Below are 25998 nucleotides of genomic sequence, written 5' to 3'. Positions count from 1 at the left end.
CGGTTTGCCGCCGGGGTTTTGGCCGAGGTCACGTGCGTGGCTGTTCCCACAACCAGAACTCGATCCCCTGGTTGTCGGCACAATCGGCCGTTCGGCCGTACGGCGGGTTCTCCACCTCGCCCGCCCGGCCGCCCTGCTCGCGCACCCGGGCGAGCGCGGCCTCGAGGTCGTCGACGGCGAACATCAGCTTCCATCCGGTCTGCAGTTCCGACCCGCCCCACAGCCCGCCGGGCAGGCCGTGGCCCTCGATGCGCCACGCGGTCGGCAGGCTGCCCTGGTTGAACTGCCAGCCGAGCACCGCGCCGTAGAACGCCTTGGCCCGGACTTCGTCGGGCACCTGGAAGGTGAAGTACCCGGCCTCGCCGTGCCGATACGTGCGTTCGCCGGGCGTTTTCGCTTGTGGCGCGGCCTTTCCGACCAGCCAGCGCTGGCCGTACGGGTCCTTGAGCACGCCGTTCAGCCCGTAGCCGCGGTCCTCGACCGGACGCAGCAGTTCCGCGCCCAGCTCCACCGCGCGCTGCGCCGCGCCGTGGGGATCGGGCACCTCGACGCGCACCATCGCGCCGCCCTCGGGAGCGACGACGTTGCCCAGTTCGGGGAATTCCTCGGCCAGCATCAGCACGCTGCCGCCGATGTCCAGTTCGGCGTGCCCGACCCGGCCGTCGTCCATCACGATCGGATCGGACCGGCGGCGCGCGCCGAAGACCTCGACGTAGAAGTCGAGCGCGGCCCGGGCATCGGTCACGACCAGGTACGGCGTCAGCGCACCCGCTCGCGCCTGCGTGGTTTCGGTGGTGGTCATCTCCGCTCCGTTCAGGATCAGGCGGCGGAGGTCGTCCCGCAGCTGCTCGGCGAAGGCCGGATCGGGATCGGCCGGAGTCGAGGGCAGCGCGAGCGCGTCGAACGGTTCAGCCATCACGTCCCTCCTTCTCCTGGTAGCCGCGGCGGAACGCGGTCTTGGCCCGCGTCAGCAACGCCTCCGTCGCGTGGATGGTCCGGCCGAGGTGCGCGGCGACGTCGCGCACCGGAAGGCCGTCGACGTACCGCAGGGTGAGCACCGCCCGATGCGGGACCGCCAGCGCTTCGAGCACCTGCCGCGCGCGCAGGGCGTCGAGCTGTTCGTCCCAGGGATCCTCGACGTCGCATCCGGCGTCGTGCACGAGCCGCAGCCCGCGCTGTTCCCGTTCGGCGCGCCGCCAGTGATCGGCCAGTTTGTGCCGGGCCACCCCGATCAGCCAGGGGGTGCTCACCGGCGGCGCGTGCTCCCTGCGGCAAGCGGCGACCGCGCTCAGGAACGTCTCGGACGTCAGTTCCTCCGCCAGCACGCGGTTGCCGCACCTCGCGAGCAGGTAGCCATAGACCTCCGGCAGGGCCTTCTCGTAGAGGCCGAGCAGCGCGAAGGCCGGGTCTGGCTGCACCCGAGGTTCCGTCACATCTCCATCGTCGTCCGGGAGCGGGGTTTTCCGTCGGACGAATTTCTCAGCGCGGGTCCGGCAGCTTCCGCGCCAGTCCGGACACCAGCAGTGCGAGCGCCGCCAAGATCCCGATGACCAGCGCAAACGCGCCTTGGTAGCCCATCGCGCCGGGGACACTCAAGCTGGCGAACAGGCTGCCCAGCACCGCGACGCCCAGCGCCAGCGACGTCTGCTGGGTCGTGGTCAGCACGCCGCCGCCGACACCCGCCAGGTCGGCGGGCACTCGCGAAAGCACCACCCGGAACAGCGTGCTCATCGCGAGCCCGTTGCCGACGCCGATCAGCACCATCGCCGGGGCCAGCTGCCAGATCGACAGATCAGGCCAGTCCAGCAGTGCGGTTCCGGCGAGCGCGAGCAGGCCGACGGTGAGGATCAGCCCGCCGATCGGCACGATCTTGCGGCCGAACCGGGCGACCAGGTGGCTGCTGACCAGCGAGGTCGTGAAGTACGCGACGGCCATCGGGGTCAACGCCAGTCCGGCGCCGAGCGGGCCGAGGTGCAGGCCGTTCTGCAGGGTCACCGCGTAGACGAACATGAACGAACCGAACGCGCAGAAGAACGGCACCGCGACAGTCAGCCCGTGCCGCACGCTCGCGGTGCGCAGCAGAGCCGGCGGGAGCAACGGAGTGCCGCCCGCGGCTTCCAGCTTCCGCTCCACGCGGGCGAAGCCGAACGCGGCGAACGGGAAGATCACCAGCAGCGCGATGCTCCACCACGGCCAGCCGAGCGCGCGGCCTTCCATGATCGGGATCAGCAGCGACAGCAGCGAAACGGCCAGCAGCACGGTGCCCCAGCGGTCGACGCCGAGCGGGTTGCTCGCCCGGCTGTCCGGCACCGTGCGGCGCGCGAGCAGCAGCCCGATGATGCCGATCGGCACGTTGACCAGGAAGATCGGCCGCCAGCTCAGGTCCCACACGTTGGCCGCCACCAGCGCGCCGCCGAGCAGCTGCCCGACCACGGTGGCGATGCCGCCGGTCGCGCCGTACATGCCGATCGCCCGCGAGCGCCGTTCGCCGGTGGTCCCGGCCTGGATGATCGACAGCACCTGCGGAAGCAGCATCGCCGAAGCCGCTCCCTGTGCGACGCGGGCGATGACCAGCGTGGCGGCGTCCGGGGCGACGCCGCAGGCCAGCGAGGTGAGCGTGAAGAGCGTCAGGCCAAGCAGGAAGAGCCGGCGGCGGCCGAAGGTGTCGCCAAGCCGTCCGCCGAGCACGAGCAGCACCGCGTACGCGATGCCGTAGCCCGCGACGACCAGTTCGAGGGTCGCGGTGGACGCGTGCAGGTCGGCATCGATCGTGGGCAGGGCGACGTTGACGATGAAGAAGTCGATGATCGGCAGCGCTGCCCCCAGCAGCACGGTGATCAAGCCGGCGGACGTGAGTCCCGTCCGTTCCGGCGTCCCGACAGCAGCGGTGGCCGTCGCCGGGGCAGGGGTGGTAGTCGTCATGAGTACTACGTTCCGCCGCGCGAGACCCTGGTACCAGGTGTGCTTTTATCCTGGTACCACGACTACCTGGTAACAGGGTCGGCGGTGTGCTTACCTGGTATTCGTGACCACTGGCATCGAAGACCGCCTGCGCCGGACCGAACTGGGAGAGTTCCTCCGCAACCGGCGCGGCCGGATCACGCCCGAGCAGGTCGGCCTGCCGCTCAGCGGCCGCAGGCGCACGCCGGGGCTGCGCCGCGAGGAGGTCGCGCAGCTCGCCGGGGTGGGCGTCACCTGGTACACGTGGCTCGAACAGGGCCGCGACATCAACGCGTCCGAGCAGGTGCTCAGCGCGATCTCCCGCACGCTCCGCCTCGACCCGCACGAGCACGTGCACCTGTTCACCCTCGCCGGCGCGCCGGAGCCGGTGACGGAGAAGAAGCACTGCTCCGCGATCACGCCGTCGATGCAGGACATGATGGTCCAACTGGAACCGTTCCCGGTCGCGGTCCGCAACGCGCGCTTCGACGTGCTCGGTCACAACGCCGGCTACGACTGGCTGATGGGCGGCGTCGACGAGATCCCGTACGAGGAACGCAACACGCTCGTGCAGTGCCTGCTCAATCCGCAGTGGAAAGAGCGGATGGTCGACTGGGAGCAGAACGTGCCGCGAATGGTCTCGTCCTTCCGCGCGGCGATGGCCGAGCACATGGGCGAACCCGGCTGGAAGTCGCTGGTCAAACGGCTCCGGGCGGAGTCGCCGTGCTTCGAGGAGCTGTGGAGCCAGCACGACGTGAACACCGAGCAGGCCAAGAGCAAGCGGTACCTGCACCCCGAGGCGGGTCTGCTGACGTTCGACTTCACCTACCTCTACGCCGGCCGCCGCTCGGAAATCCGGATGTCGGTCTACACCCCGGCGAATGACGAGACGCTGGAGAAGCTGCGGGAGTTCGTGCCGACCACGCGGTAGCGCAGGTGGGTCACGCCCTCGCCGGGGGTGATGTCCGGATCGCCGAGGCGCACCGGTCCCAGGCCGAACTCGCCGAAGAACGGCACGCCGCCGCCGAGCAGCACCGGCACCAGATCGATGTGCAACGCGTCGAGCAGTCCGGCCTCCAGGCATTGCCGCGCCATCTCGCCCGCGTTCACGCCGACGTCGCGGCCGTCGGCCAGTTCTTTCGCGCGCGCCACCGCGACCTCGATGCCTTCGGTGACGAAGGTGAACGGCGAGTCCTCCCATCCGGCAGGCGGCTGATGCGTCACCACGACCACCGGCCCGCCGAACGGATGCATGCCGCCCCAGCCCGAGGTCAGGTCGAACAGCCGCCTGCCGACGAGCAGCGCCCCGGTCGATTCCAGCTGCGCGCGCATCACTTTCGCGCTGGCCGGGGACATGCGCAGCGCGCGTCCCGGCTGCGCCGTCGGGACCTCCTCGGTGCCGTTGCCCGTCCAGCCGAAGAGCAGATCGAACCCCGATTCGCCCGGTCCCGCCACGAAACCGTCCAGCGACATGCTCGCCCCGGCCACTACCTCGCCCATCACAGTCTCCTTTTTCGCCGTTTGACCAGTGAACGGAGCCGCTCGGGAGTTCTCGACATACCGCGCCACGCGTATCCGAATCCCGCGCTTCACGACGGACGCGCCCGCCCGCCTTCCCCGGTAGTTTTCGCTCCATGCACTACTGGTGGCGGGCGCAGAACCCGTGGTTCGGGCGGGTGTTCCGGACCTTCGTGGTGCTCGCCTTCGTGCTCGGCGGCTCCAGCGCGTCCGGTCGCTGGCAGCACGCTCCGCATCCGCTGAGCCCGCTCGGTGCTGCGTGGCTGGCCGCGACCGTGCTGACTTTGCTGCTCGTCCACCGCTACCCGCTGCCGCTCTTCGTGCTCACCGCGGCCTCGGCGTATGCGTACTACCTGTCGCCCGAGCCGGGCGGGCCGGTGATCATCGTCCCCACGGTCGCGCTCTTCGTGCTCACTCGGCGGAAGGGCCCGGTGGTCGCCGGAAGCACTGGCGCGGCTGTCCTCGTGGCGGCGTACGTGACCCACATCGTCGTCGCGCAAACGTTTGCCATCAGTGTCTCGGCGCTGTTCGCCGTGGTGTGGATGGCCGCCGTGATCGGCATCGCGACCGCGGTCCGGTTCCAGTTCGCGGCTGTCGCGGCCCGGCGTGAGCAGGCCGACGAGCACCGGCACCGGATGGCCGAGCAGGAGCGGCTCCGCATCGCACGCGAGGTGCACGACGTCGTCGCACACAGCCTCGCCATGATCAACGTCCAGGCGGGCGTCGCTGCGCACGTCGCGGATCGGCGACCGGAGGAGGCGAAGGAAGCGCTGCTTAACATCAAGGCAGCCAGCGCGTCCGCCCTCAATGACCTCCGCGCGACGCTCGCGGTGCTGCGTTCCGGCGAGAATCGCGCGCCCGCGCCGAGTCTTGCGCAGGTCGAAGAGCTGCTTGACCACGCGCGCGCCGCCGGGCTGGCAGTCGAACTGCACGGCGAAGCCGGCGATTTGCCCGCACCGGTGGACGGCGCGGCGTACCGGATCCTGCAGGAGTCGCTCACCAATGTCGTCCGGCATGCCGACGGGGCTCAGCGCGTCGAGGTCCGCTTCGAACGGAAGCCGGGCACGCTGGTCCTGATCGTGCGCGACGACGGCCGCGGCACCGTCCAGCCGACGCCCGGGCACGGGCTGCGCGGCATGCGGGAACGCGCGACGGCGCTAGGCGGCGGTGTCGAGGCGAGCGTCACCGGGCAGGGTTTCCAGGTGCGGGCGGAACTGCCCGTGGAGGGGGAGAAATGACCATCCGCGTCGTACTGGCCGACGACCAGGCCCTGGTCCGCGCCGGATTCCGGCTGCTGCTGGACACCGAGGACGGCTTCGAGGTGGCCGGCGAGGCGAGCGACGGCGAGCAGGCCGTCGCGCAGGCGGTCGAGCACCGGCCGGACATCGTCGTGATGGACATCCGGATGCCCGGCACCGACGGTCTCGAAGCGACCCGCCGGATCACCTCGCATCCCGACCTCGCCGGGGTGAAAGTCCTGGTCCTGACCACTTTCGACGTCGACGAGTACGTCTACGAGGCACTCCGCGCCGGGGCCAGCGGCTTCCTGCTGAAGGACACCGAACCGGTCGAGCTCCTGCACGCGCTGCGCGTCGTCGCGGCGGGGGAGGCGCTGCTCGCCCCGACCGTCACGCGCCGGTTGATCGCCGAAATCGTCGGACGGCCGGAGCACCGGCGGATCGACACCTCGGCCGTGCAGGAGGTGACCGAACGCGAACGCGAGGTGCTGGCGCTGGTCGCAGGCGGGTTGTCGAACGACGAAATCGCCGCCCACCTGGTGATCTCCACGGCGACCGCGCGGACGCACGTCAGCCGCATCATGACCAAGATCGGCGCTCGGGACCGGGCACAGCTGGTGGTGCTGGCGTACGAATCCGGCCTCGTCACCCCGCGCCGCGGCTCGTGAGTGTTTATCCCGGTTAGAACCGGCATAAACACTCACGAGGTCTCGCACTGATGAGCTAAGCCGGGAGTGTGAGTTACGCCGTGTCGGTGAACGCCCTCCCACCCTCGCACGCCCTACAGGAAGAGCATCACTTCTCAGCGAGGGGTGTGGCGGAAGGAGTCCCGGTGGCGTGGGAGATCGTCTTGGTCGCCGCGCTGGCCCTGGTTTTCCTGGTCCGGCTGGTAGCGCAGCTCCGGCGGAGCTGACGGCCGCCGGCGCGGCGGCATCGGCCGGCGCACCGGCGGTTCCGCGGTGCGGTCGACGCCTGATTCGGTGACGGGACGCGCCCGGTGCGCACCGCCGTTCGCCCGAGGGGCCATCGTGCGCGGCTGAGCTTCGTTGGGCGGTGGAGCGCCGTTCCTCGGCATCCGCCCGTTCGGCACCGGACGCGGCCGAGGCGCCGGACGACGCGGCGGCGTCGGGTCGGCGGGAATCCTCGGGATCTCGAGGGTCACTTCGGAGTCGTCGACGAGCTGAGTCTTTTCCCCCGGCGTTTCGACCGGCGGCTCGACCGGAGGTTCGGGCGTTTCCGGCGCGGGCGGAGGCGGCTTCGGCCGGTGCGACAACCGCCGCGCCAGGGAGTGGCTCGGCCGCTCCACGAACCGGTAGCTGAACTCCACCACCCCGAACACCGCCGGGATCACGATCAGCAGGGCGATCGGCAGCGGCACCGCCGGGCGCAGCAACTGCAGCAGCACGAACGTGACCAGCATGTGCAGCAGGTAGATCGAATAGCTGCGCTCGGACAGCATGGTCCAGATCTTGCGCTGCTTCAGCCGGTCCTCGGCGAACATGCCCATCAGGAAGCAGGCGACGGCGAAGGCCAGCGCGAGGTTGTACGAACTGTCCACGCGGCCGACGTCGATGACGTCCGCCAGCACGTACAGCGACCACGCGCAGCCGCCGTACAGCGCGCCCGTCCACAGCGGGATCTGCTTCTTGGTCGTCGCCCAGACGATCTGGCCGATCAGCATCGCGGGCAGGTACGAGACGTTCACCGCGAACAGCGACCACGACGGCCCGAACTGCGACCGGCTCATCATCACCACGAAGACGAACGTCAGCTCCACCGCGATCCCGAGCCACACCCACCGGCGCAGCAGCGGCAGCACCGCCATCAGCAGCAGGTAGAAGATGACCTCGACGATCATCGTCCAGGCCACCGGCACCAGCACGACCTGCGGGAAGATCAGGTAGTTGGCCAGCGTGGTGTTGGTGAAGACGGTGAGCGGGTTCAGCGTCTGCGCCTGCCCGGTTGACGGCGGGTGCAGTTTCACCAGCAGCAGGAACACCGTCAGCAGCACCACGAACAGCATCGGCGCGTAGACGCGGATGAACCGGTTGAGCGCGAATCGCCCGGTACCCTGGCGCAGCGCGATCGGTGTCACGACGAAACCGCTGACCAGGAAGAAGAACGGCACCGCGATCTGCCCGATGCCCTGCTTCGACATGTGCATCGGATCGCTCGTGAGCGCCTCGATGAAGTCGACGTACGGGGCTTTGTCGTTCTTCGCGATGATCCACGGATGGGCGATGTGGCTGTAGAAGACCAGCAGCGCGCCGAGGCCGCGCCCGATGTCGATGAAGACGATCCGGGTCTTCTTCGGCGGTGCGGACGACGGCTCGGCCAAGGCAGCGGAATCCGGCTCGGCCAGCGTGATCACCCCCGTCTTCCGCTACCGGCAACGTCGTGAAGGCTACCGCCTCGCACCCCCGGCCCGGAGGTACTCCCCGCAATTGGCGGTAAGCGGGGGATAAGTCACAACACCCGTTCTGGCCTCGGATTATGCGGCCGCCAGGTACGATCAGGCAGGAATTCGTCCGGTTTCGCGCTAGGTGTTCAGGAGTTCGGGGAGCGTGCAGCAGTCCAGTCTCGACGGAGCCGTCGAGCGTTCGCCGACCCTGCGCGCCGCGTTCCGCCAAGCCGCCCCGGCGATCAGCCTCTACCTGCTGTTCCAGGTCGTCGCGTTCGGCGTGCTGTGGATGATGAGCTGGAAGGCCGACGTGTCGCCGGGCCGGTTCATCGACAACTTCGACGCGAACTGGTTCCTCTCGGTCGCGCAGCACGGCTACGACCAGCCGATCACGCTCGGCACCGACGGTTTGCCGGTCGAGAACAGCCTGGTGTTCTTCCCGCTCTACCCGGCGACAGTGGCGCTGCTGACGCTGGTCGGGATCCCGCCGATCGTGGCCGGGATGACGATCTCGCTGCTGGCCGGATGCGCGGCCGCGTGGGGTCTGTTCGTGCTGGGCCGCGACCTCGCCGGACCGCGCGTGGGCCTGCTGGTCGCCGTGTTGTGGTCGATCGGGCCGGGGTCGACGGCGCTGCATCTGGCGTACTCGGAATCGCTGCTGATGGCGCTCGTGGCCTGGACGTTCGTGATGCTCGCGCGGCGCGAATGGCTGGTCGCGGGCGGGTTCGCGGTGCTGGCCGGGCTGACCCGGGCCAGTTCCGGCGCGTTGATCGCCGCGGTCGCCGTCGCCGCGCTCATCGCCGTTTTCCAGCGCCGCGACGGCTGGCGGCCGTGGGTCGGCGGGCTGCTCGCGCCGCTCGGATTACTGGGCTACCTCGGCTACGTATGGATCCAGACCGGCCGCCCGGACGGCTGGTTCTGGCTGCAGAACGCGTGGCAGATGCACTTCGACTTCGGCGTCTTCACCTGGACCCAGGTCCGCGAAGGCCTCACCTCGGACGAGGCCAGCTGGATCACCGTGACCGCGCTCGTCGTGCTCGCCGCGGTGGTGCTGCAGTTCTGGACCTGGGCGACGCGGCTGCCGTTGCCGTGGCAGATCTACGGCACGCTCACCGTGGTGATCGCGCTGTGCTCGTCGAACTTCTTCCAGTCCCGCGCGCGTTTCCTGCTGCCGGCGTTCGTGCTGACCGTGCCGGTCGCGCTCGTGCTGGCGAAGCTGCCCAACCGGGTGCTGGCCGTGCTGCTGCCGGTGATCACCGTCGGAAGTGCTTGGTACGGCGCGTTTTTGCTGACCATCGCGCACGTGGCGCCTTGAGCCGCCACGTGCGCGATCAGCTCAGGGCGCGAGCCAGAGCGTGACGAATTCCTTCTCGTCCGCCTTGGCCGCGGCGATGATCGCCGGGTCTTCGAGCACCTCGTCGGCCGGACCGTCGTCGGTGACCACCTTCGGCGTGTAGCCGAGCGAGCGGTACCCGGCGAGCACGGCGGCCGGGTCGTCGCCCAGCTCCGCGATCGCGCCCGGGTCGAACTCGCACACGACGTGCGGCCGGTCGCGGCGCAGCACCTCGGCCAGCCCCGCCAGCGCGCGGTGGTCGCGGCCCTGCAGGTCGACCTTCACCAGGCTGATCCGCTGCTCGGTCACCTCGGGCACGGAATCCAGCCGCACCGCCGGGACCTCGACGCCGGAACCGTCCGTGGTGACGCGGTTGTCGCCGCTGTTGCCTGGGGTCGCCTGCGCCAGGTGCACGGTGCCGGGCTCGTCCCACGCGGCCGACTCGACCACGGTGACGAGCTCGCCTGCCGCGGCGGGAAGGTTGACCTCGACGTTGCGGCGCAGGTACGAGGCGTTGACCGGGTCGGCCTCCACCGCGATCACCCTGGTCACGTCCGGAGTGGCCCGCAGCAGCCGCAGCGTGTGGTAGCCGACGTGCGCGCCGATGTCGAGGAACGCGCCGTCCGCCAGCGACGCCATGAGCTCGGCCTCGCTGTCCTCCCAAGACCGGTGGAACAGGATCCACGGGAGCATGACCTCGTCGATCGGCATCAGCAGCGCGCCGACGTCGCACTGGACGACGTCCGCCCCGCGCGGCACGGGAGCGTGCCGGAGCCGGGCCGCGTCGCGCATCGCGCTGACGTCGAGGGTCACCCGCTGGATGGCCTTCTCGTCGGCGTCGAGCCGTTCGTCGCGGCGCGCGAACATCTTGTGCACGGTCCCGGCGGCGGCTTCGACCTCCGCGCCGACGCCGTCGTAGCCCTCGGCCAGCTTCGCCACGTCCGCTTCGAGATTGCGCAGTGCCAGCTCGGTTTCCGGGGACTGGCGACGCAGCTCGTCGACCGTGCCGCGCAACGCTTCGAGCCGTTCGCCGAGTGCGCGCGTGGACAGCGCGGCCCGGCGGGATTCGTCGACGTTGCGTTCCAGGCCTTCGATCCGGTCCAGCAACCGCCGGTTGCTTTCCTCGGTGGCCGCGAGCAGCGCGCCCAGCACGTTGCGCTGGTGCACGTCGTAGTGGTCGATCGCGCGCAGCACGGCCTTGCGCAGCGCGGGCGCGAGCGGCAGCCTCGACGGCGTGCTCGCTTCCGGACGCCAGCGCAACGCCTCGGTCGCCTGCTCCAGCGGGCTGAGCGGGTGCTGGGGCGGCGGTGCCGCCGTGCGCTGCCGCTCCTGCCAGGTCGCGTGCGCCTGCTCCAGCTCGCGCCGCATCCACTCGGCCGCGGTCGCCATCGACCGCTCGCGCAGGATGACCTCTCTCGCGCGCTTGCCGCGGGCCGTCGCCTCGGCCGGGTCGTCGGCGATCTGCACCATCGCGGCCGCGGCGGCGTCCAGATCGGGCTCCGCCCAGACCGCGTCGGCGTGGTATGGGTAGTTGCCGTCGCCGACGGGCACCAGCCGGTACGGAATCGGCCAGCCGGTGGACGCGTCGAGGAATTCGGTGGTGCTGGAGTAATCCGTGGAGAGCACCGGCATCGCGCGCGCCATCGCCTCGGCGACGGTGAGCCCGAAGCCCTCGCTGCGATGCAGCGAAACGTACGCGGTGCTGGTCTCGTACAGCTCGTGCAATTCGGCGACGCTGAGGTAGCGCTCGATCAGTTCGATCCGGTCGTCGCCGCGGACCACCGCGCGCAGCCGTTCGGCGGCCTGCGGGTGCAGCTTCGAGTTGATCGCCTTGACGGTGAGCCGGACGTCTTCCCGGCCCGGGAACGCCCGCTGGAACGCTTCGACTGCGCCCCAAGGGTTTTTGCGCTCCGCGACGCTGTTGAAGTCGAAGGCGAACAGGAATCGCACCGGTTCGCCCTTGTCGCGCGCGGGCGGTGAAGGCTCGCCCGGATCGCGCACCGGCACCGGAATCGTCTTGACCGGGATCGGCGAATGCTCGGCGAACGCGCGACGGCAGAAGTCGCTGACCGTCCAGACCTCGTCCAGCATCCCGAACGCTTCGTGCTGCCACTGCGGGAAATCTTCGAGTTCCCACGCCCACAGCCCGATCCGGTAGCGGCCGGCGCCGACCTCGGGGTGGTTGGTCAGGATCGTGCGGGTCTGGTCCGCGTTCACCGCGAACACGCTGACCGGGAACCGCGGATCGCCGACCGTCGCGGGCCGTTCGATGCCGGTGCGGTTCGAGACCGCCTTCTCCTCGAGCACCGTGGCCACCGGCACGCCGCCGGTTTCGATCGCCTCGAGCACGATCCGGCCCATCTCGCCGAGACCCAGCTCAGCGGTCAGGTAGCCGAGCAGGTTCACGCCGAACTCGTCGTGCGGCGGGCGGGTGGCGACCGGTTCGGACGGCAGCGCCCACTCCGGCAGCCCGGCCTCGGAGACACCGGATCCGGTGCACCAGTGCCGGAAAGCGTCGGCGTCGTCGCCGTAGGGATGCGGGAACGCCATCTGCAGGTCGATCCGCGACGCCCAGATCGCGTGCGTCAGCCGGTTCAGCCCGGCCGCGGCCTGGCCCTGGTCCTCCGGCGTGGCGAGCCATTCGCGCAGCGCGAGCCCGCCGTCCTCGGCGTAGGCGTGCGGCGGCGCGGGCTTCTTCTTGCGCTCGGCCTTGATCCAGCCCTCGCGGAAAACGCGCCGCGCGAGCTTCGGCACCGGCGTGCCGTCCTGGAAATCCTTGAAGCCGTACGGAATCGAGTCGAGCGACTCGGCGTACCCGGCTTCGCGCAGCTTCGTGCCGTACGAATCGCAGATCGCGCGAAGGTCGTCGTTGTGCGACAGCAGCACGCGCGGCTTGCGCGCGCAGTGGAAGCTGAGCAGCCACGGCTTCTCCGGCCGGTAACCGCTGAAGTGGAAGAACCGCAGCTTCGCGCCGCCCGCGGTCAGCGCACCGTCCTTGTCGCGGCCGATCGGCCGCTCGTGGAGGTTCCAGTACGCGACGTCGAAGCCGGGGTCGGTGACCACGTGGTGCCGGAACAGCGACGGCACCTGGTCGACCCAGCGCTGGTCGGTGAACAGCTGCTGCTCGGGCGCGACGATCGCGTCGTGGCGCAGCCTGCCCGCCCAGAAGTCGAGGAACGGCCCGGCGCCGCGGCCGACGCCGATGAAGCCGAGGTTGAACATGCCGGTGCCCATGATCACCGCGTCGTCCGGCTCCATGCCGTCCTGCGGCAACGGGGTCAGGAAGTGCGGCGCGAGCACGATGTCGTGCTTCTTGGCGAGTTCGGCGACCTCGGGGATCGGCGCGAACAGTTCGATGTCCGGGTCGAGGTAGATCGCGGCCTCGGACTCTTTCAGCAGCTCGCGCAGCAGGTACGGCTTGACCGACGTGGCGAGTTCGGTGACCGAGTACGCGGTCGCCATCCGCAGGTAGTCGTCCTGGTCGATGCCGAACGCGGCCGGGCCGACGACGGTGAGCCCGTCGCCGGCCCGGTCCGACTGTTCGCGCGGGGCGTCGATGACCGCGATGACGAAGCGGCCGCCCGGATGGTGCTCGAGGTAGGACCGGGCCAGCACGCGCGCCGCGGGCACGTAGTTGCGGGCGACGATCGTGCAGGCGGTGGTACCGGGCTCAGGCATCGGCGGTCAGCACCGTGAGCTGCTGGTTCAGCGCGGTGGTGAAGTCGGTCTTCGTCTGGCCCTTGCCGGACACCTCGACGCGGACGATCACGTTGCCGTGCGCGTAGTGCCCGCGCGACTGGGCCGACTGGCCTTCCTTCGCGTCGATCGCGGTCGCGTACACGCCGTTCGGGGCGGTGGTGTCGCGCTTGGCCCCGTTCGTCGTCTGGACCTCCATCAGCTTCTCGGCCGCGGTCTTCGCCGCGGTCGGGCTGCTGGCCTGTGCCAGGAAGAGCGTGATCAGGTTGCCGTCTTCGAGGTGGTACACGACGAACTTGACCTTCGACGCGCCCGCCGCCTGGTAGGCGCTCAGTTCCTGCGGGTTGAGGTACTGCAGGGTGTCGACCTGCGAGAACGACGTGATGTCATCGTGCGTCTCGGCCTTGCCCGGCATGGTCGCGACGCCGAGCGGGTCCGGCGGCTTCGGCGCGGCCGAACTCTGCGAGTGCTGCGCGGTGGTCTGCTCGGTGCCGCCGCCTCCGCTGTCGCGGCCCCACAGCCAGTACGCGCCGAAGGCGATGCCGGCCAGCACGACGACGGCGCCGACGATCGCGCCGATCTTCTTGCCGTTGCTCTTTTTCGGCTTGTCGCTGAAGTACTCCGGACCCTGGCGGACCCATTCGGAGTCGCCCCCGGACGGGCCGAGCGGCGGAAGGTCGCCGCCGCCCCACGGCGGGGTCTGGTCGCTCTCGGCCGCGTTCCACGGCTGCTGCGGGAAGCCGCCGGGAGGCGAGGCGGGCGCGCCCTGCGGGAACCCGCCGGGCGGCGAGTAGTGCGCCTGCGGCTGGTGCTGCTGCGGCTGCACGACCTGGGTGCGCTCGGGACCGGCGTCCGCGGGCGGCTGCTGGGTCTGCCACGACTGCACGACCTGGGTGCGCTCGGCGCCGCCGTCGGCGGGCGGCTGCTGCGGAGCCTGCGGCTGCTGCTGCGGCACGCCGCTCGGCGGGCTGACCGGGGCGATCACCTGCGTCGAGTCCGCGCTCTGGCTCTGCGGCGGCGGGGCGGGCTGGTCCTGCTGGCCGACAGCCGAGGACAGCACCTGATCACGCCGGATGCGATAGTCGTCCGCGGAGAGTCGCCCTGACGCGAGCTCCTCGTCCAGCCGGCGCAGCTCCTCCTGCCAGGACACCAGGGCCCCCCTTATCTGTCGGCATGGCGACGGTCAATGCGTCGTCGCTACCCGATTGTGTGTGACGACGTGGACATTGTGCACGGGTGCGACCCCACGTGACCTGGCGGGTCGCCTTGTGCGCCGGGGTGCGTTCAGCTCGCGGGCAGCGCGGCCGCGACCTTCGCGCGGATCTCTTCCATCCGGGACCGCAGCGCCGCCGGATCCTGGCCGACCGGCCCCGACACGCCGATGCCGACCGACACGCCGCCGGAGGTGTACCAGAAGGCCAGCACGCGTCCGGCCGGGCTGCTCCCGGTGTAGAGCAGGTCGGTGGCCGCCGGGCCGAGCGGGGTGCTGTCGAACCCGCCGGTGACGAGGTTCTGCCGCAGCCCCTGGACGAGCTGCCCGGCCTGCGCCTTCGACGGCGTCGGGACGGCGACCAGTGTCGTGCCGCCGTCCGGGCTGCCGTAGGCGTGGTAGACGAGCTGGTCCGCGCCCGCCGCGCGCATGAGGTTCGCGTCGGCGTCGGAAACCGCCTTGGCCTGGACCGCCTTGTCCAGCGCCATGGTCGAGTTTTCCGGGCTCGGCGTTCCCTGCAGCGCGGGCAGCTTGTCCTCGAGCGAGGGCGGCTGGGTGTTCGGCGCGGACGACGCGGCGGGCGGTTGCGCGGTCGTGTCGTTCGAGTCGTTCTTGTTCCCGATGAACCAGATGCCGCCGACGACCAGCGCAAGCACCACGAGCACGGCCAGCGACAGGAACAGCCAGGTCGGCTTCGAACGGCGCGGTTTGGCGTCGTCCTCCCAGAGCCGGCGCGGCTCCGGCTGGTTGCCGTTCGCCGGGATCGCGCCGAAGACGGCGGTGGGCCGGTCGTCGGCGGGGCTCGGCGCGGTGGTCGGCCGGTCGGTGGAGAACGGGGTGCCCGGGGTGTGCGAGAAGGCGGGCTGGGTTTTCTCGGACGCCGGGGTCGTCTGGGTCGTCTGGGTCGCCGCCGCGGAGTTCAGGAACGACTCGACCGCGGGCGGTTCCGGCGCGGGCATGGCCGGGTTGGTGCTGGCCCATCCGGCGACCGGCTGGCCCGTTTGTTGCTGGCCTGGTTGCTGCTGGCCCGGTTGCTGGCCGGGCTGCTGCGGTTGTCCGGGGGTGTGCCACTGCACGGGAGCGACGCCCGGCCAGGTTCCCGGCTGAGCGGGCATCTGCTGCTGGGGCTGATGCGGCGGGGGCGGGCTGGCCTGGCTCGGCGGCTGCGTGGCCGGGCTCTGCGGCGGGGAGAAGAACGGCGCTGCCTGGCTGGTCGAGGCCGCCGGGTTGGTCGAGGGCGCCGAGCCGGTCGAGGCCGCGGGGTTGGTCGTGGCCGCTGGGGTGGTCGAGGGGCCCGGGCTGGTCGTGGCCGCCGGATTAGCCGATGGTGCTGGGCTGGTCGAGGCTGCCGAGTTGGCGGCGGGCTGCGCCGGTGCCGTGGTGCCTCCGGGCGGAGTGACCGGCGGAGTAGCGCCGTCTGGTCCCAGCCGGAGCGTGGTCGTCGGCTCGTGCTCCGTCATCGTCGTCACGACCTGCGTGGTGGCCGCGTCGCGCTCGGCGGAGGCGCTCGGCGCGGGAGTGCTCGGCTCGGCCGATGCCTGGCCGCCCGATCCGGCAGGCGTCGCCTGGGCGGCCGGTGTGCTCCAGGTGGGTGACCCGCTGGCCGACGGCGCGTCCTGCCGCAACGGCGACGCCACTGGCGAAGCCGTCCCGCCGCCCGACGCCTCGGCGAGCAGTTCGTCGCGCTGGCGGCGGTGTTCGGCGTGTCCGAGGCGGCCGGCGGCCAACTCGGCGTCCAAGCGCCGGAGCTCTTCCTGCCAGCTCATCACGCAACCCCCTGTCACCGGTTCGGGCGACAGTGTTCCACGCGCCCCGGCTCCGTGGGGCTCAGGTGCACAAGATCAGCCGAGATCTGCCCAGATCAGGCACCCGCTTCGCGCTCCGGCCGGGGAAACCGCCGCGTCTCCTACGATCGGGGCATGTCCTCCGCGCGCGGTGCGCTCGCCGCCCTTGCCGTGGATCGGCTCGCCGGTCTCGACATCACCGCTGCCGAACTCGTCGAGGCCGGGGCGCGGGCCGTCGGCGAGGGCCTCGACGCGCCCTCCCTGCCCGCACTCGCCGCTCTCGACTACCGCGACCACCAGGCGGTTTCCGCCGCCTTCTCGCACGTGGTCGAGGAGCTGGGCATCGAACTCCCGGCCGACGCCACCGCTGCCCAATGGCAGCTGCTCGGCGAGCACCTCGGCGAGATGGTGCGCGGCGACGTTCCGCTCGCCGAAGCGGCGAAGAGCGTCAAAGCCTTCGACGGACGGCTCGGCCACCCGGCCGCGCTCTCCGAACTGCGCCAGTGGCTGGCGATGCTCGCGACCTGGATCCCGACCGACGTCACGCCGGTCAGCTACTGCGAGCAACAGGTTCTGCAGCAGGCGCGGGCGGTACTCGCCGGTCCATGGCCGCCCGTCACCCGTTAAGCGGCGAAAACTGTCGTACATATGTTCTAAAATTGGCCGTGTACTGGGGAAACCATCCACCGGAAGGCGGCCGCCCATGACTAGTTCGAAGCAGGCATACGTCACGCTGCCCACGTTCGTCGGGTACAGCGCCAGCAAGGGCCCGTCGCGTTCGTCGTTCGTCCGCAGGCAGCGCCGGTTGTACGAGGACCCGGCCCGGGCGGCGTTCAACTACTACCGGCGCGCGGCGAACGCGGTCCGGGCGGGAAGGGCGGCCCGGCAGGACGAGGTGGCCATGCGCGCGCTGGTCAACAACGCCGACGAGCGCACCCGGCCGCATTACGCCGCCATCGCCGAGGGCTGGCTGCGCTATCTCGGCAGGCGTGATCCGAAGCTGGTGGAGGTCGGGCGGGCGAAGTTCGAGCTCGGCGAGCTGGAGATCGGCATCAGCCCGCAACTGGGGTTGCGGAAGTCGAACGGCCGCAAGTACGCCACCTGGCTCTACTTCAAGGAGGAGCCGCTCACCCGGGACGCCGCGCAGCTCGCGTTGTGGCTGCTCACCGAGGGCATGCCGGATCTGCTGCCGGGCGGGGAAGCGCTGGTCGTGGACGTGCGCCGGGCGAAAGAATTCACTTTGTCGGCACGAGACCGCGAGCGGCTGCGGCCGTGGGCGTTCAGCGAGGCGTCGGCTTTCGTCACGCTGTGGCGCGCCGCATAACGGCTGCGTGCATGACTGACGGGGGCGTGGGGTAGAGGTAGCTGCGGACCGGGCGGTGTTTCCCGGTCCGCAGGCCACCCGGTCGAGTGACAGCTTGGCGCTCGGCTCCGGTGGACTGGACAATCCCGGCCCCGGACACGAAGCTTTCGGCAGTTTCGAGCCCGGCCGATGACTTCGAGGTCGACAAGTGAACGCTGCTGCAGCCTGGGAGCCGCTCTCGCGAGTGGCTGACGAACCCGCTTGGTATTGGGTGCACGACAAGCTCAGGTTCTGGCCGAGCACCTTCGCGCACGACTGGCCGGGTTTCCATGAGCCGCGCCCGTCGGCGGCCTGGGATCTCTCCACCGGCGAGTACGACCGCGCCTCGGCCGAGTTCCGCCTCGGCCCGTACGCGGTCGAGGAGCACGACGTGGCCCGCGTGGTGCTGGCCGCCCTGCAGGAGACGACCGCCGAGGACGAGTGGCTGTGGGTCCTGCACTGGCAGCACCAGTCGTTCAAGTTCTGGCCGCACCGCATGCAGCAGAACGCGGCCTGGCCGGTGTCGGTCTTCCCGCGCGGCGACTACCACCTGTTCCTCGCCGCCGATTTCAGTTACGGCACGCTCGGCCACCCGTGGGAGCGCACCCTGTGCGTTTTCGGCGACAAACTGCTCCCCGCGGTCGAAAAGCACGCGGACGGCATCCTCACGAACCAGTTGCGCCGGGACGGCCAGCCCTCTGCGCTGACTCGCTGAGCACCGCCGCTGCTACCGTCTGGCACGTGTTCGAATACCACGGCTGGGTGACCATCGCCGCCACCACCACGGGCGACGACGACGCAGCTCTGCTGGAGCGCATGGTCGAGCGAGTCCACCGCTCCCTGCACAACACCACGATGCTGGACCTGGTCGACCTCCGCTGGAGCGCGGGCCTGCCCATGCTCCATCTGGGTGGTCTAGACAAACACGGCGGAGCCATCACCCCGCAACTGCTGGAAACCTTCGCCCGAGTCGGCGAACTGGCTCCCGGCTCCTACGGCCTCCTGCACATCTGGGACGACCAGCACCCGGAACACGACAACGCCTTCCAGGTATACCGAATGGCAAGAGGCCAAATAACGGAACAAAAAGACCCGCACCTGTCCCCAGTAGCCCCCACAGCCCTAGACACCTACGAGCTATAACGGGCCAAGGCCAACCAAAGCCAGCGCGGGTTCCCGAAGTCCACTTCGCGGGATAACTCACCCGTGCAGTTTTGCTTGCGCAGCAAGCAAACCGCACCGCCCACCCAACCGCAGCCGGTGGCACCGTGGGGGTCCGGGGGCTCGGCCCCCGGGTGATATGGCGAAAGGCCCGTATCCACGCTTTTTGTGGATACGGGCCCTTCGGAACCTGAGCGGATGACGGGATTCGAACCCGCGACCCTCACCTTGGCAAGGTGATGCGCTACCAGCTGCGCTACATCCGCGTTAACCGCTTGGTGCTCGGTGTTGAACACACTCTATACCGTCGCCTCGGTGACACTTTCGGGGGCCCCGACATATGCGTGGACCTGCTGAGATGCGGTGCTTGCGCGTCACGTCGAGCGCACAAGGGGTGACGACGGGCGCTCTGCTCCGTATGGTGTCCCCAATCGACTTCAGTGGTGAGTCCTTCGGGGGAGGAGGTGCCTTGCCGGATGACCGAGCTGGGCACGGCGCCGCCACCAGCGGCCTCGGAATCCGACGAGCAGGCACTTTTGAAGCGGCTGCGCGACGGCGAGGACGCCGCGTTCGGAGAGTTGTTCGAGCTGCATGCGGCGGCGGTGCGCAGATTGGCGCAGAGCCTTGCCTCCGATCGCTCTGAAGCCGAGGACATCACCGCCGAGACCTTCTTCCGCGTGCTGCAGGCGTTGCGCCGCGGTGCGGGTCCGCGGGATTACATCCGGGCTTATCTGCTGACGGTCGCGCGGCGGGTGTCGTGGGAGTGGCACGGGGCGCGGCGCGATGTGCCGGTGACTGATGACGAGCTGACGTTCCGCGCGGGCGCCGGGGTGGACACGCCTGCCCGGACGGCCGAGCACACGTTGATCACGACGGCGTTCACGAGTTTGCCGGAGCGCTGGCGGACGGTTCTGTGGCAGACCGAGGTCGAGGGCGAGCAACCGTCGATGGTGGCTCCGCATTTCGGGTTGTCGGCGAACGCGACGGCGGCGTTGGCGCGGCGGGCGCGGCAGGGGTTGCGGGCGGCGTATCTGCAGGCGCATTTGTCGGTGAATCGCGGTCCGGAGACGTGCCGGGCGGTGGTGGAGAAGCTGGGCGGGTTCACCGCGGGCAGTGTCACCGGCGCTGAGGCGGAGCGGATCAAGGCGCATTTGCTGGGGTGTCCGTCGTGCCGGGCGACGCAGGACGAGCTGCGGGATGTGTGCTCCTCGCTGCGGGCGCATGCCGGGGTGCTGGTGCTCGCGGTTCCGGCGCTGGCCGGGGCTGGGAAGGTCAGCGGCGCGCTCGCGACGGTGAAGAGCGTGGTGTTCGGCTCGAAAGTGAAGGTCGGGCTGGCGTTGGCGTCGACCGCCGCGGCGGGCGCGGTGAGCCTGACCGCCGGTCCGCTGGTGTTCGGGACGCATCCGATGCAGAACGTGGGGCTGGGCGGGGGCGCGCCGGAGCTGGCGTTGCAGCCGCCGGAGCAGCCTCCGCCGCCGGTGCAGCAGGGTCCGCGGATCATCTCCGGGAAGCTGTACGGAAGCGCGCGGCCGGCGCGCGGGGCGGTCCATCCGGGTGCTTCGCAGCATTTGGGCGCGGCCGAGGTGCCCCGTATGCCAGCCGCGCAGCCGCCGGTCTCCGACGAGCAGTCGACGACATCGGGTTCGGCTGGTTCGACACCGCGCGACGATCTGCCAGGTCAGGACAGCAGCCACTCCGGCTCGCCGATGACGAGCAGGTCGTCGAGCACTGAGTCGCGGTCGGATCTGGACACGTCCACCAACTCGTCCAGCCCCGGCGTGCTGAGCACGACGACGGACGACACGCGTTCGACGTACGCGCCGCCGCCCTCGTCGTACGTGCCGTCGCCGGATTCGTACCTGCCGCCGTCGATCACGACAACGACGACGCCGACGCAGACCGGGTCTCGGCACGTCTCGTCGGCCGCTCCGCAGTCGTCCGGCTGCCCGAAATCCTCGAAGTCGGCCAAGACACCGAAGCCCGGCAAACCGGTCAAGCAGACTGGTTCTGCCAAGTCCGCGGAGCCGGTCAAGTCGTCCAGGACGGACTCCACGTCCGGGAACGATGTCACCGGTTCGGCCGATTCCTCAGCGGACGCAAGCTCCCGAACAGCCAAAACCCGGCAAACCGGCAGTAACTCTCAGTGAGCACCTCGCGCTCGACGGCACGGTCACGGTAACGTTGACCGAGTTCGACGTCGCCCGGGAGGCAACAGGATGAACCGGCTGGTGCGCGGCGAAGACGGCCGCGACTGGGTGGTCCGTGCCCAGATGGAATGGCGGGCTCCCGCCACCGCTGACGATTTCGAGCACGACGTCGCAGGGAGTTACGGACCTGGCATCGCGATGATCGTGGTCATGGGGTTCCTGGTGATCGCGCTGGTGGTCTGGACACCGGACGTGGTCAAGGTGCCGGCGTGGGTGCTGCTCGCGTTGCTGCTGGTGATCTTGTTCTTCCCGCTGCGGTGGATCCTGCGCCGCCCGTGGACGGTGGTCGCCGAGACTGAGGGCGACGTCGCGGGCGACCGGCCGTCGGAGCGCTGGGTCGGCACGATCCGCGGCATGTTCACCGTGTCCGGCGAGGTGAAGCGGATCTCGAAGACGATCCAGCGGCATTCCCTGCCGGACTTCGACGGTCCGCTGCACCCGGTCGAATAGGCCTGGCCGGAACCGGGCAGGCGCGCGAGACTGGTGCCATGCCCGAGTTGCCCGAGGTCGAAGCACTGGCCCATCACCTGCGCGAACACGCCGTGGGGAGCACCGTTTTCCGGCTCGACGTCGCGTCGCTCAGCGTGCTGAAGACCGCGATGCCGCCGTATACCGAGCTGCACGGCCGCGAGATCACCGACGCGACGCGGCACGGGAAGCATCTGGACGTCGTCCTTGGCGATCTGCACCTGGTGGTGCACCTGGCGCGCGCTGGCTGGCTGCGCTGGTCGGACGGGCTGGCTCCGGCTCCGTTGAAGCCGGGCAAGGGGCCGATCTCGCTGCGGGTGCATCTGGAGTCGGCTTCCGGGCCTGGCTTTGATCTGACCGAGGCCGGGACGAAGAAGGGGCTGGCGGTGTGGATCGTCGCGGATCCTGCCGAGGTGGCGAGCGTGGCCCGGCTGGGGCCGGACGCGCTGGCTGTTGATGCTTCGCAGTTGCGGGAGTTGTTCCAGGGGAAGGGGACTCGGCTGAAGTGGGCGTTGACTGACCAGTCGTTGATCGCGGGGATCGGGAACGCTTATTCGGACGAGATCATGCACCGGGCGAAGTTGTCGCCTTATGCGACTGTGGGGAAGTTGGACGAGGGCGCTCTAGAGGTTTTGGCCGAGGCGATTCGCGAGGTGGAGACTGATGCGGTCTCGCGGTCTGTGGGGCAGAAGGCTGCGCGGTTGAAGGGGGAGAAGCGGTCTGGGCTGCGGGTGCATGCTCGGACTGGGCTGCCTTGTCCGGTTTGCGGGGACACTATTCGGGAGATTTCGTTTGCGGATAAGTCGTTTCAGTATTGTGCGACTTGTCAGACTGGCGGGAAGCCGTTGGCTGATCGGCGGATGTCTCGGTTGTTGAAGTAGTCCTTGTTGGCGTGCGGCTCGTCGCCTGGCGGCGACATTGCGCACGGTGGTTGCGTGGGGCACCCCGAAGCTTGAGTGTGCTGACGGTCTGGGGGTGCTTGTCAAGGCGGGAAAGATGCCTTGACAAGCACCCCCAGACCGCAGGGACGCTTCATATCGGGGTGCGGGGGAGGGGCTGGGTGCTTCGATAGCGGGTGCACCAGTGGCGGTTGGTTGGTGGGAGGGGCTGGGTGCCTCGAGCGTTGGGTGCGGTGCGGCGGAGAGCGTGAAGGCTCCTTAAAGGAAGCCAAGTCCGTGAGGGGGTCCCTCACGACCTACCGCTGGCCTTGCGGGAAGTCCCGACCTGTCTCACGGAAAGGTCCCGCTGGTTCGCGGGGAAGAGTCCTGGCCGGTCTCGCGCGAAGTCCCCCGCTGGTTTCGCGGGAAGCGTTCCGATCCCCGGCGATCTTCAGCCAAGTTGGCTCGCAAGCGGGGCCCCCTGCAGGGCAACCTCCCAAGAACCCTCATCCGCACTAGCAAAGCAATGAAGGGACCCCTCACCCTTAACCATCCGTAGTCATGAACGGTCCCTTCACCCCACTCTCCAGCGACCGACAGCCACCGCCACCACTCGAATGGCGCAAGATCCTCACGCTCACCGGGAGTGACGGTAGGGTTTGGCCACTCTCGGCGTCGCTACTGGACAGAAAGTGGGAAGCAGACCTTGCACCCGGTCGGTCGAGCGCAGAGCATGGACGTCGTGTCCGACTTCCCCTATGCGCTGGTCGTCCCGTGGGCCCTGGTCGGCATCCTGGTGATCGTGGTGCTGGTCCTCGCCTTCCGGGCGCGCCGGCCCAAGGGCGTCATCCAGGACGCCGTCTTGCAGGCTGTCCACCGGATGTCCAAGGCCACGCCCAACCTCCGGGCGGGGCTCGACGAGGAGGCCGCCAACCGGATGACGGCGGAGCTGCTCGAGGTGCTCGATTGTCTCGCCGTGGGTATCACGGACAGTGAAGGCACGCTGCTGTCCTGGGCGGGCGAGGCCACCGATCACTATCTGGACGTCGTCGAGGACATCGGCACCGCGTTGCGCAAGCATCGGCGCGCCGTCGCTGATCACAACAAGATGCCCTGCAATCACCGGGGCACTTGCAAGATGAAGACCGCCGCCATCGTTCCCATTCTCGTTGAGGGCGAGGCTGAGGCGACGCTGATCGTGGTCGGGCGTACGCGCGGCAAGCTGGTGCAGATGGCTGAAGCCGTGGGGCAATTCGTCTGCACGCAGTTCGAGCTCGCGCGGCTGGAGGAGTCGCGCAATCAGTTGCAGCAGGCAGAAATCAAAGCCCTGCGCGCGCAAATCTCGCCGCACTTCGTCTACAACGCGCTCAACACGATCTCCGCGCTCATCCGCACCGACCCGGAGGAAGCGCGCGAACTGCTTCAGGACTTCGCGGACTTCACGCGCTATTCGTTCCGCACCTCCGGCATGTACACCACGCTCGCCGAGGAACTGCGCAACATCGACCGGTACTTGACCATCGAAAACGCTCGTTTCGGCGGTCGGCTCGAGGTGCGGATGAAGATCGCGCCCGAGGTGCTGAGCGTCGTGGTGCCGTTCCTGATCATCCAGCCGCTGGTGGAAAACGCCGTCAAACACGGTCTGGCGAGCAAGCCGAGCGGTGGCTGCGTCACGGTGATCGCGCGGGACGATGGGCACGAAGCGTTGATCACGGTCGAGGACGACGGCATCGGCATGGATCCGCGGCAGCTCACCGACCTGCGCAACGCGCACCGCACTGGCGCGCACGTCGGGCTCGGCAACATCAACCAGCGGATGCGGCAGGTATTCGGCGAGGATTACGCGCTCACCGTCGAAACCGCGCCGGGTGCGGGGATGAAGGTCGCGTTGCGGGTGCCGAAGTTCAAGCTCGGCGTGCGGCCGAACATGCCGGACTACTCCGCCGACGTCCCGCAGCAGCCGCCCGCGCCGGTCGAGCCCGAACCGGAACCCGACGGAGTGCACGGCTCGCGTTCGGGAATGCTGCCCGCGCACTGAACTGGTTAGCCTGGGCAGATGAGCGTGACCGACAAGCTGACTTCCCGCCTTCCCGTGCTCGGCGACCGGGGCGACCGCAAGGACGTGGTCGCCGTCGTGAAGCTGCACGGCGTGATCACGCCGACGCCGTCGCCGCTGGCCCGCGGCGCGATCAACCTCGGTGCCGTCGAATCCGCGCTCACCAGGGCGTTCGCGCACGACCGGCTCAAGGCCGTCGCGCTGCAGATCAACTCGCCCGGCGGCGCGCCGACGCAGTCCGGCCTGGTCGCGGAGCGGATCCGGCAGCTGGCCGACGAGAAGGGCGTGCCGGTCCTGGCGTTCGCCGAGGACGTCGCCGCGTCCGGCGGATACTGGCTCGCGTGCGCGGCCGACGAGATCTACGCGCACCGGACGTCCATGGTCGGTTCGATCGGCGTCATCAGCGGCGGGTTCGGGTTCACCGGGCTGCTCGAACGCTTCGGCATCGAGCGCAGGCTGCACACCGCGGGAGCGAACAAATCGCGGCTCGACCCGTTCAGCCCGGAGAAGCCCGAGGACGTCGAGTGGCTGAAGAGCATGCACAGCCAGCTCCACGAACTGTTCGTCGAATGGGTCAAGGAACGCCGCGGCGACCGGCTGACCGATTCCACCGATCTGTTCACCGGAGACGTCTGGCTCGGGCAGAAAGCCGTCGACCTCGGGCTCGTGGACGGGCTCGGTTCGCTGCGCGAGATCGTCACCAAGCGGTACCCCGGCGCGGAGATTTCCGTGGCCGAGCCCAAGAAACCGCTGCTCGCGCGGCTCGGGATCGGGGCTCCGGCGGCGGCGAGCGCATTGCTGGACGCGGTCACCACGAAGGCGGCCTGGTCGCGTTTCGGGCTGTGACAGCTGGTGAGCGGCGACTCCGGTACGCCACTCACAAGCGGCTCTCTCGGCTGGGGTCTGGACAATGCACCTCGCAATCGGCAGGATGCGTCTCACTGTGAGTGCTCACGACGACACCCGGAAACTCATCGTCCTTGCCGTGGACGACGAGCTGGCCGGGCTGGACGAACTCAGCCACGGACTCCAGAACAACCCGCACATCCACCGCGTTTTCCAGGCCTCGGACGCCTCCGACGCGCTGCGGCTGTTCTCGCACGACGACCCGGAACTGGCTGCCCGGCGGGCAAGCGGCCTGCCGACGGTCGACGCCGTGTTCGCCGACATCGACATGCCCGGCCTGTCCGGGATGGAGATGTCGCGCGTGATCGCGGCGATGAACCCGTCGCCGGTGCTGGTGTTCGTCACCGGGCACGCCGAGGAAGCGGTGAACGCGTTCGACCTCGGCGCGGTCGACTACGTCCTGAAGCCGTTCCAGCAGGACCGGCTCGACCGGTCCGTCGCGCGCGTGCGCGAGAAGCTGGCCACGGTCGCGGGTCCGCCCGCCGGACAGGGCGGCGCCGAGCCGGTGAAGAACGACGACGAGGTCATCCCGGTCGAACTCGCCGGCACCACGAAGCTGATCCCGCGTTCGTCGGTCCGCTGGGTCGAGGCCCAAGGCGACTACGCGCGGCTGTTCACCACCGAGGGCAGCCACCTGGTCCGGATCCCGCTCGCCCAGTTGGAGGAACGCTGGGAGAAGGCCGGATTCGTGCGGATCCACCGGTCGTTCCTGGTCGCGCTGCCGCTGATCACCGAAATGCGGATGGGCCAGGGCGGCTACCAGGTCGTGATCGGCAACGAGGAGAAAGTCCTGCCGGTCAGCAGGCGGCACACCCGGGCCTTGAAGGACCGCATCGTCGGTTCCGGCCGGGGCGGCTAGC

22 protein-coding genes and 1 tRNA gene are annotated in these 25998 nt (G+C 69.6%); 14 read left to right on the top strand and 9 right to left on the bottom strand.

The genetic code is table 11. The features are described from left to right. Positions 1-28: 28 nt before the first annotated feature. The 3 genes from AB5I40_RS26110 to AB5I40_RS26100 are packed head-to-tail and all read right to left on the bottom strand — an operon-like array spanning position 29 to position 2922. Positions 29-916, bottom strand: coding sequence for a VOC family protein (locus AB5I40_RS26110; RefSeq protein WP_370932663.1), 888 nt, complete (start codon positions 914-916; stop codon positions 29-31). Further along, positions 909-1433, bottom strand: coding sequence for an RNA polymerase sigma factor (locus AB5I40_RS26105; protein ID WP_370932662.1), 525 nt, complete (start codon positions 1431-1433; stop codon positions 909-911). The genes AB5I40_RS26110 and AB5I40_RS26105 overlap by 8 nt, the downstream gene beginning before the upstream one ends. 46 nt (positions 1434-1479) lie before the next feature. Next, positions 1480-2922 carry an MFS transporter gene (locus AB5I40_RS26100; protein ID WP_370932661.1) on the bottom strand — a complete coding sequence of 481 codons (1443 nt, stop codon included), beginning with the start codon at positions 2920-2922 and terminating at the stop codon, positions 1480-1482. A 103-nt stretch (positions 2923-3025) separates the two neighbouring features. On the opposite strand from AB5I40_RS26100, the gene AB5I40_RS26095 reads away from it, so the two are divergent. Next, entirely contained in the window at positions 3026-3871 is an 846-nt protein-coding gene (locus AB5I40_RS26095) for a helix-turn-helix transcriptional regulator (protein ID WP_370932660.1), read from the top strand. Here the strand turns inward: AB5I40_RS26095 and AB5I40_RS26090 are convergent. Continuing rightward, a complete protein-coding gene (locus AB5I40_RS26090; protein WP_370932659.1) occupies positions 3808-4440 on the bottom strand; it encodes a dihydrofolate reductase family protein in 633 nt (210 codons plus the stop codon). The genes AB5I40_RS26095 and AB5I40_RS26090 overlap by 64 nt on opposite strands. Positions 4441-4574: 134 nt before the next feature. On the opposite strand from AB5I40_RS26090, the gene AB5I40_RS26085 reads away from it, so the two are divergent. Both AB5I40_RS26085 and AB5I40_RS26080 read left to right on the top strand, forming a co-directional pair. Continuing rightward, the gene (locus AB5I40_RS26085) at positions 4575-5696 is read left to right on the top strand and encodes a sensor histidine kinase (RefSeq protein ID WP_370932658.1); all 1122 of its coding nucleotides are present in this window, start codon (positions 4575-4577) and stop codon (positions 5694-5696) included. Continuing rightward, positions 5693-6364, top strand: a complete 672-nt coding sequence (locus AB5I40_RS26080) for a response regulator (RefSeq protein ID WP_370932657.1) — start codon at positions 5693-5695, stop codon at positions 6362-6364. Before AB5I40_RS26085 ends, AB5I40_RS26080 begins: the two co-directional genes overlap by 4 nt. Positions 6365-6498: 134 nt before the next feature. On the opposite strand, the gene AB5I40_RS26075 is transcribed toward AB5I40_RS26080, so the two are convergent. Continuing rightward, a complete protein-coding gene (locus tag AB5I40_RS26075) occupies positions 6499-8067 on the bottom strand; it encodes an acyltransferase family protein (RefSeq protein ID WP_370932656.1) in 1569 nt (522 codons plus the stop codon). Between the two features lie 193 nt (positions 8068-8260). Here AB5I40_RS26075 and AB5I40_RS26070 point away from each other — a divergent pair, with 193 nt between their 5' ends. Further along, complete coding sequence (locus AB5I40_RS26070; RefSeq protein WP_370932655.1) at positions 8261-9412, top strand: hypothetical protein; 1152 nt, start codon at positions 8261-8263, stop codon at positions 9410-9412. Positions 9413-9433: 21 nt separating this feature from the next. Here AB5I40_RS26070 and AB5I40_RS26065 read toward each other — a convergent pair whose 3' ends face one another. From AB5I40_RS26065 to AB5I40_RS26055, 3 genes are all read right to left on the bottom strand, one after another. Then, the gene (locus AB5I40_RS26065; protein WP_370932654.1) at positions 9434-13108 is read right to left on the bottom strand and encodes an FkbM family methyltransferase; all 3675 of its coding nucleotides are present in this window, start codon (positions 13106-13108) and stop codon (positions 9434-9436) included. After that, entirely contained in the window at positions 13101-14276 is a 1176-nt protein-coding gene (locus tag AB5I40_RS26060; protein WP_370932653.1) for a hypothetical protein, read from the bottom strand. Before AB5I40_RS26060 ends, AB5I40_RS26065 begins: the two co-directional genes overlap by 8 nt. 134 nt (positions 14277-14410) lie before the next feature. Continuing rightward, complete coding sequence (locus tag AB5I40_RS26055; RefSeq protein ID WP_370932652.1) at positions 14411-16102, bottom strand: hypothetical protein; 1692 nt, start codon at positions 16100-16102, stop codon at positions 14411-14413. Positions 16103-16255: 153 nt separating this feature from the next. Here AB5I40_RS26055 and AB5I40_RS26050 point away from each other — a divergent pair, with 153 nt between their 5' ends. From AB5I40_RS26050 to AB5I40_RS26035, 4 genes are all read left to right on the top strand, one after another. After that, entirely contained in the window at positions 16256-16747 is a 492-nt protein-coding gene (locus tag AB5I40_RS26050) for a hypothetical protein (RefSeq protein WP_370932651.1), read from the top strand. Positions 16748-16823: 76 nt separating this feature from the next. Continuing rightward, a complete protein-coding gene (locus tag AB5I40_RS26045) occupies positions 16824-17444 on the top strand; it encodes a hypothetical protein (protein ID WP_370932650.1) in 621 nt (206 codons plus the stop codon). 223 nt (positions 17445-17667) lie between these two features. Next, complete coding sequence (locus tag AB5I40_RS26040; RefSeq protein ID WP_370940608.1) at positions 17668-18177, top strand: DUF2716 domain-containing protein; 510 nt, start codon at positions 17668-17670, stop codon at positions 18175-18177. Positions 18178-18203: 26 nt separating this feature from the next. Beyond that, a complete protein-coding gene (locus AB5I40_RS26035; protein ID WP_370932649.1) occupies positions 18204-18605 on the top strand; it encodes an Imm7 family immunity protein in 402 nt (133 codons plus the stop codon). A gap of 211 nt (positions 18606-18816) precedes the next feature. On the opposite strand, the gene AB5I40_RS26030 is transcribed toward AB5I40_RS26035, so the two are convergent. Then, positions 18817-18889 (bottom strand) — tRNA-Gly (locus AB5I40_RS26030). A 210-nt stretch (positions 18890-19099) separates the two neighbouring features. Here AB5I40_RS26030 and AB5I40_RS26025 point away from each other — a divergent pair. From AB5I40_RS26025 to AB5I40_RS26000, 6 genes are all read left to right on the top strand, one after another. Continuing rightward, positions 19100-20770, top strand: a complete 1671-nt coding sequence (locus tag AB5I40_RS26025; protein ID WP_370932648.1) for a zf-HC2 domain-containing protein — start codon at positions 19100-19102, stop codon at positions 20768-20770. A gap of 69 nt (positions 20771-20839) precedes the next feature. Then, positions 20840-21280, top strand: coding sequence for a DUF983 domain-containing protein (locus AB5I40_RS26020; RefSeq protein ID WP_370932647.1), 441 nt, complete (start codon positions 20840-20842; stop codon positions 21278-21280). Positions 21281-21318: 38 nt separating this feature from the next. Continuing rightward, positions 21319-22179 (top strand): Fpg/Nei family DNA glycosylase, encoded by an 861-nt coding sequence (locus AB5I40_RS26015; protein ID WP_370932646.1) that lies wholly within the window; start codon positions 21319-21321, stop codon positions 22177-22179. A gap of 730 nt (positions 22180-22909) precedes the next feature. Next, positions 22910-24214 carry a sensor histidine kinase gene (locus AB5I40_RS26010; RefSeq protein WP_370932645.1) on the top strand — a complete coding sequence of 435 codons (1305 nt, stop codon included), beginning with the start codon at positions 22910-22912 and terminating at the stop codon, positions 24212-24214. An 18-nt stretch (positions 24215-24232) separates the two neighbouring features. Further along, complete coding sequence (locus AB5I40_RS26005; protein ID WP_370932644.1) at positions 24233-25078, top strand: S49 family peptidase; 846 nt, start codon at positions 24233-24235, stop codon at positions 25076-25078. Positions 25079-25163: 85 nt separating this feature from the next. Next, complete coding sequence (locus AB5I40_RS26000; protein ID WP_182893611.1) at positions 25164-25997, top strand: LytTR family DNA-binding domain-containing protein; 834 nt, start codon at positions 25164-25166, stop codon at positions 25995-25997. Position 25998 lies beyond the last annotated feature (1 nt).

It is taken from the genome of Amycolatopsis sp. cg13, assembly GCF_041346965.1.
Classification (GTDB): domain Bacteria; phylum Actinomycetota; class Actinomycetes; order Mycobacteriales; family Pseudonocardiaceae; genus Amycolatopsis.
Note: the sequence above shows the minus strand (reverse complement) of the source record. Positions and strands in the feature narration are given on the sequence as shown.

What these genes read in the sequence shown, in the direction of transcription:
- AB5I40_RS26110 (WP_370932663.1), bottom strand. Translation starts at nt 916, where the DNA reads ATGGCTGAACCGTTCGACGCGCTCGCGCTGCCCTCGACTCCGGCCGAT.
- AB5I40_RS26100 (WP_370932661.1), bottom strand. Translation starts at nt 2,922, where the DNA reads ATGACGACTACCACCCCTGCCCCGGCGACGGCCACCGCTGCTGTCGGG.
- AB5I40_RS26090 (WP_370932659.1), bottom strand. Translation starts at nt 4,440, where the DNA reads ATGGGCGAGGTAGTGGCCGGGGCGAGCATGTCGCTGGACGGTTTCGTG.
- AB5I40_RS26085 (WP_370932658.1), top strand. Translation starts at nt 4,575, where the DNA reads ATGCACTACTGGTGGCGGGCGCAGAACCCGTGGTTCGGGCGGGTGTTC.
- AB5I40_RS26080 (WP_370932657.1), top strand. Translation starts at nt 5,693, where the DNA reads ATGACCATCCGCGTCGTACTGGCCGACGACCAGGCCCTGGTCCGCGCC.
- AB5I40_RS26065 (WP_370932654.1), bottom strand. Translation starts at nt 13,108, where the DNA reads ATGCCTGAGCCCGGTACCACCGCCTGCACGATCGTCGCCCGCAACTAC.
- AB5I40_RS26055 (WP_370932652.1), bottom strand. Translation starts at nt 16,102, where the DNA reads ATGAGCTGGCAGGAAGAGCTCCGGCGCTTGGACGCCGAGTTGGCCGCC.
- AB5I40_RS26050 (WP_370932651.1), top strand. Translation starts at nt 16,256, where the DNA reads ATGTCCTCCGCGCGCGGTGCGCTCGCCGCCCTTGCCGTGGATCGGCTC.
- AB5I40_RS26045 (WP_370932650.1), top strand. Translation starts at nt 16,824, where the DNA reads ATGACTAGTTCGAAGCAGGCATACGTCACGCTGCCCACGTTCGTCGGG.
- AB5I40_RS26025 (WP_370932648.1), top strand. Translation starts at nt 19,100, where the DNA reads ATGACCGAGCTGGGCACGGCGCCGCCACCAGCGGCCTCGGAATCCGAC.
- AB5I40_RS26020 (WP_370932647.1), top strand. Translation starts at nt 20,840, where the DNA reads ATGAACCGGCTGGTGCGCGGCGAAGACGGCCGCGACTGGGTGGTCCGT.
- AB5I40_RS26015 (WP_370932646.1), top strand. Translation starts at nt 21,319, where the DNA reads ATGCCCGAGTTGCCCGAGGTCGAAGCACTGGCCCATCACCTGCGCGAA.
- AB5I40_RS26010 (WP_370932645.1), top strand. Translation starts at nt 22,910, where the DNA reads ATGGACGTCGTGTCCGACTTCCCCTATGCGCTGGTCGTCCCGTGGGCC.
- AB5I40_RS26005 (WP_370932644.1), top strand. Translation starts at nt 24,233, where the DNA reads ATGAGCGTGACCGACAAGCTGACTTCCCGCCTTCCCGTGCTCGGCGAC.
- AB5I40_RS26000 (WP_182893611.1), top strand. Translation starts at nt 25,164, where the DNA reads ATGCGTCTCACTGTGAGTGCTCACGACGACACCCGGAAACTCATCGTC.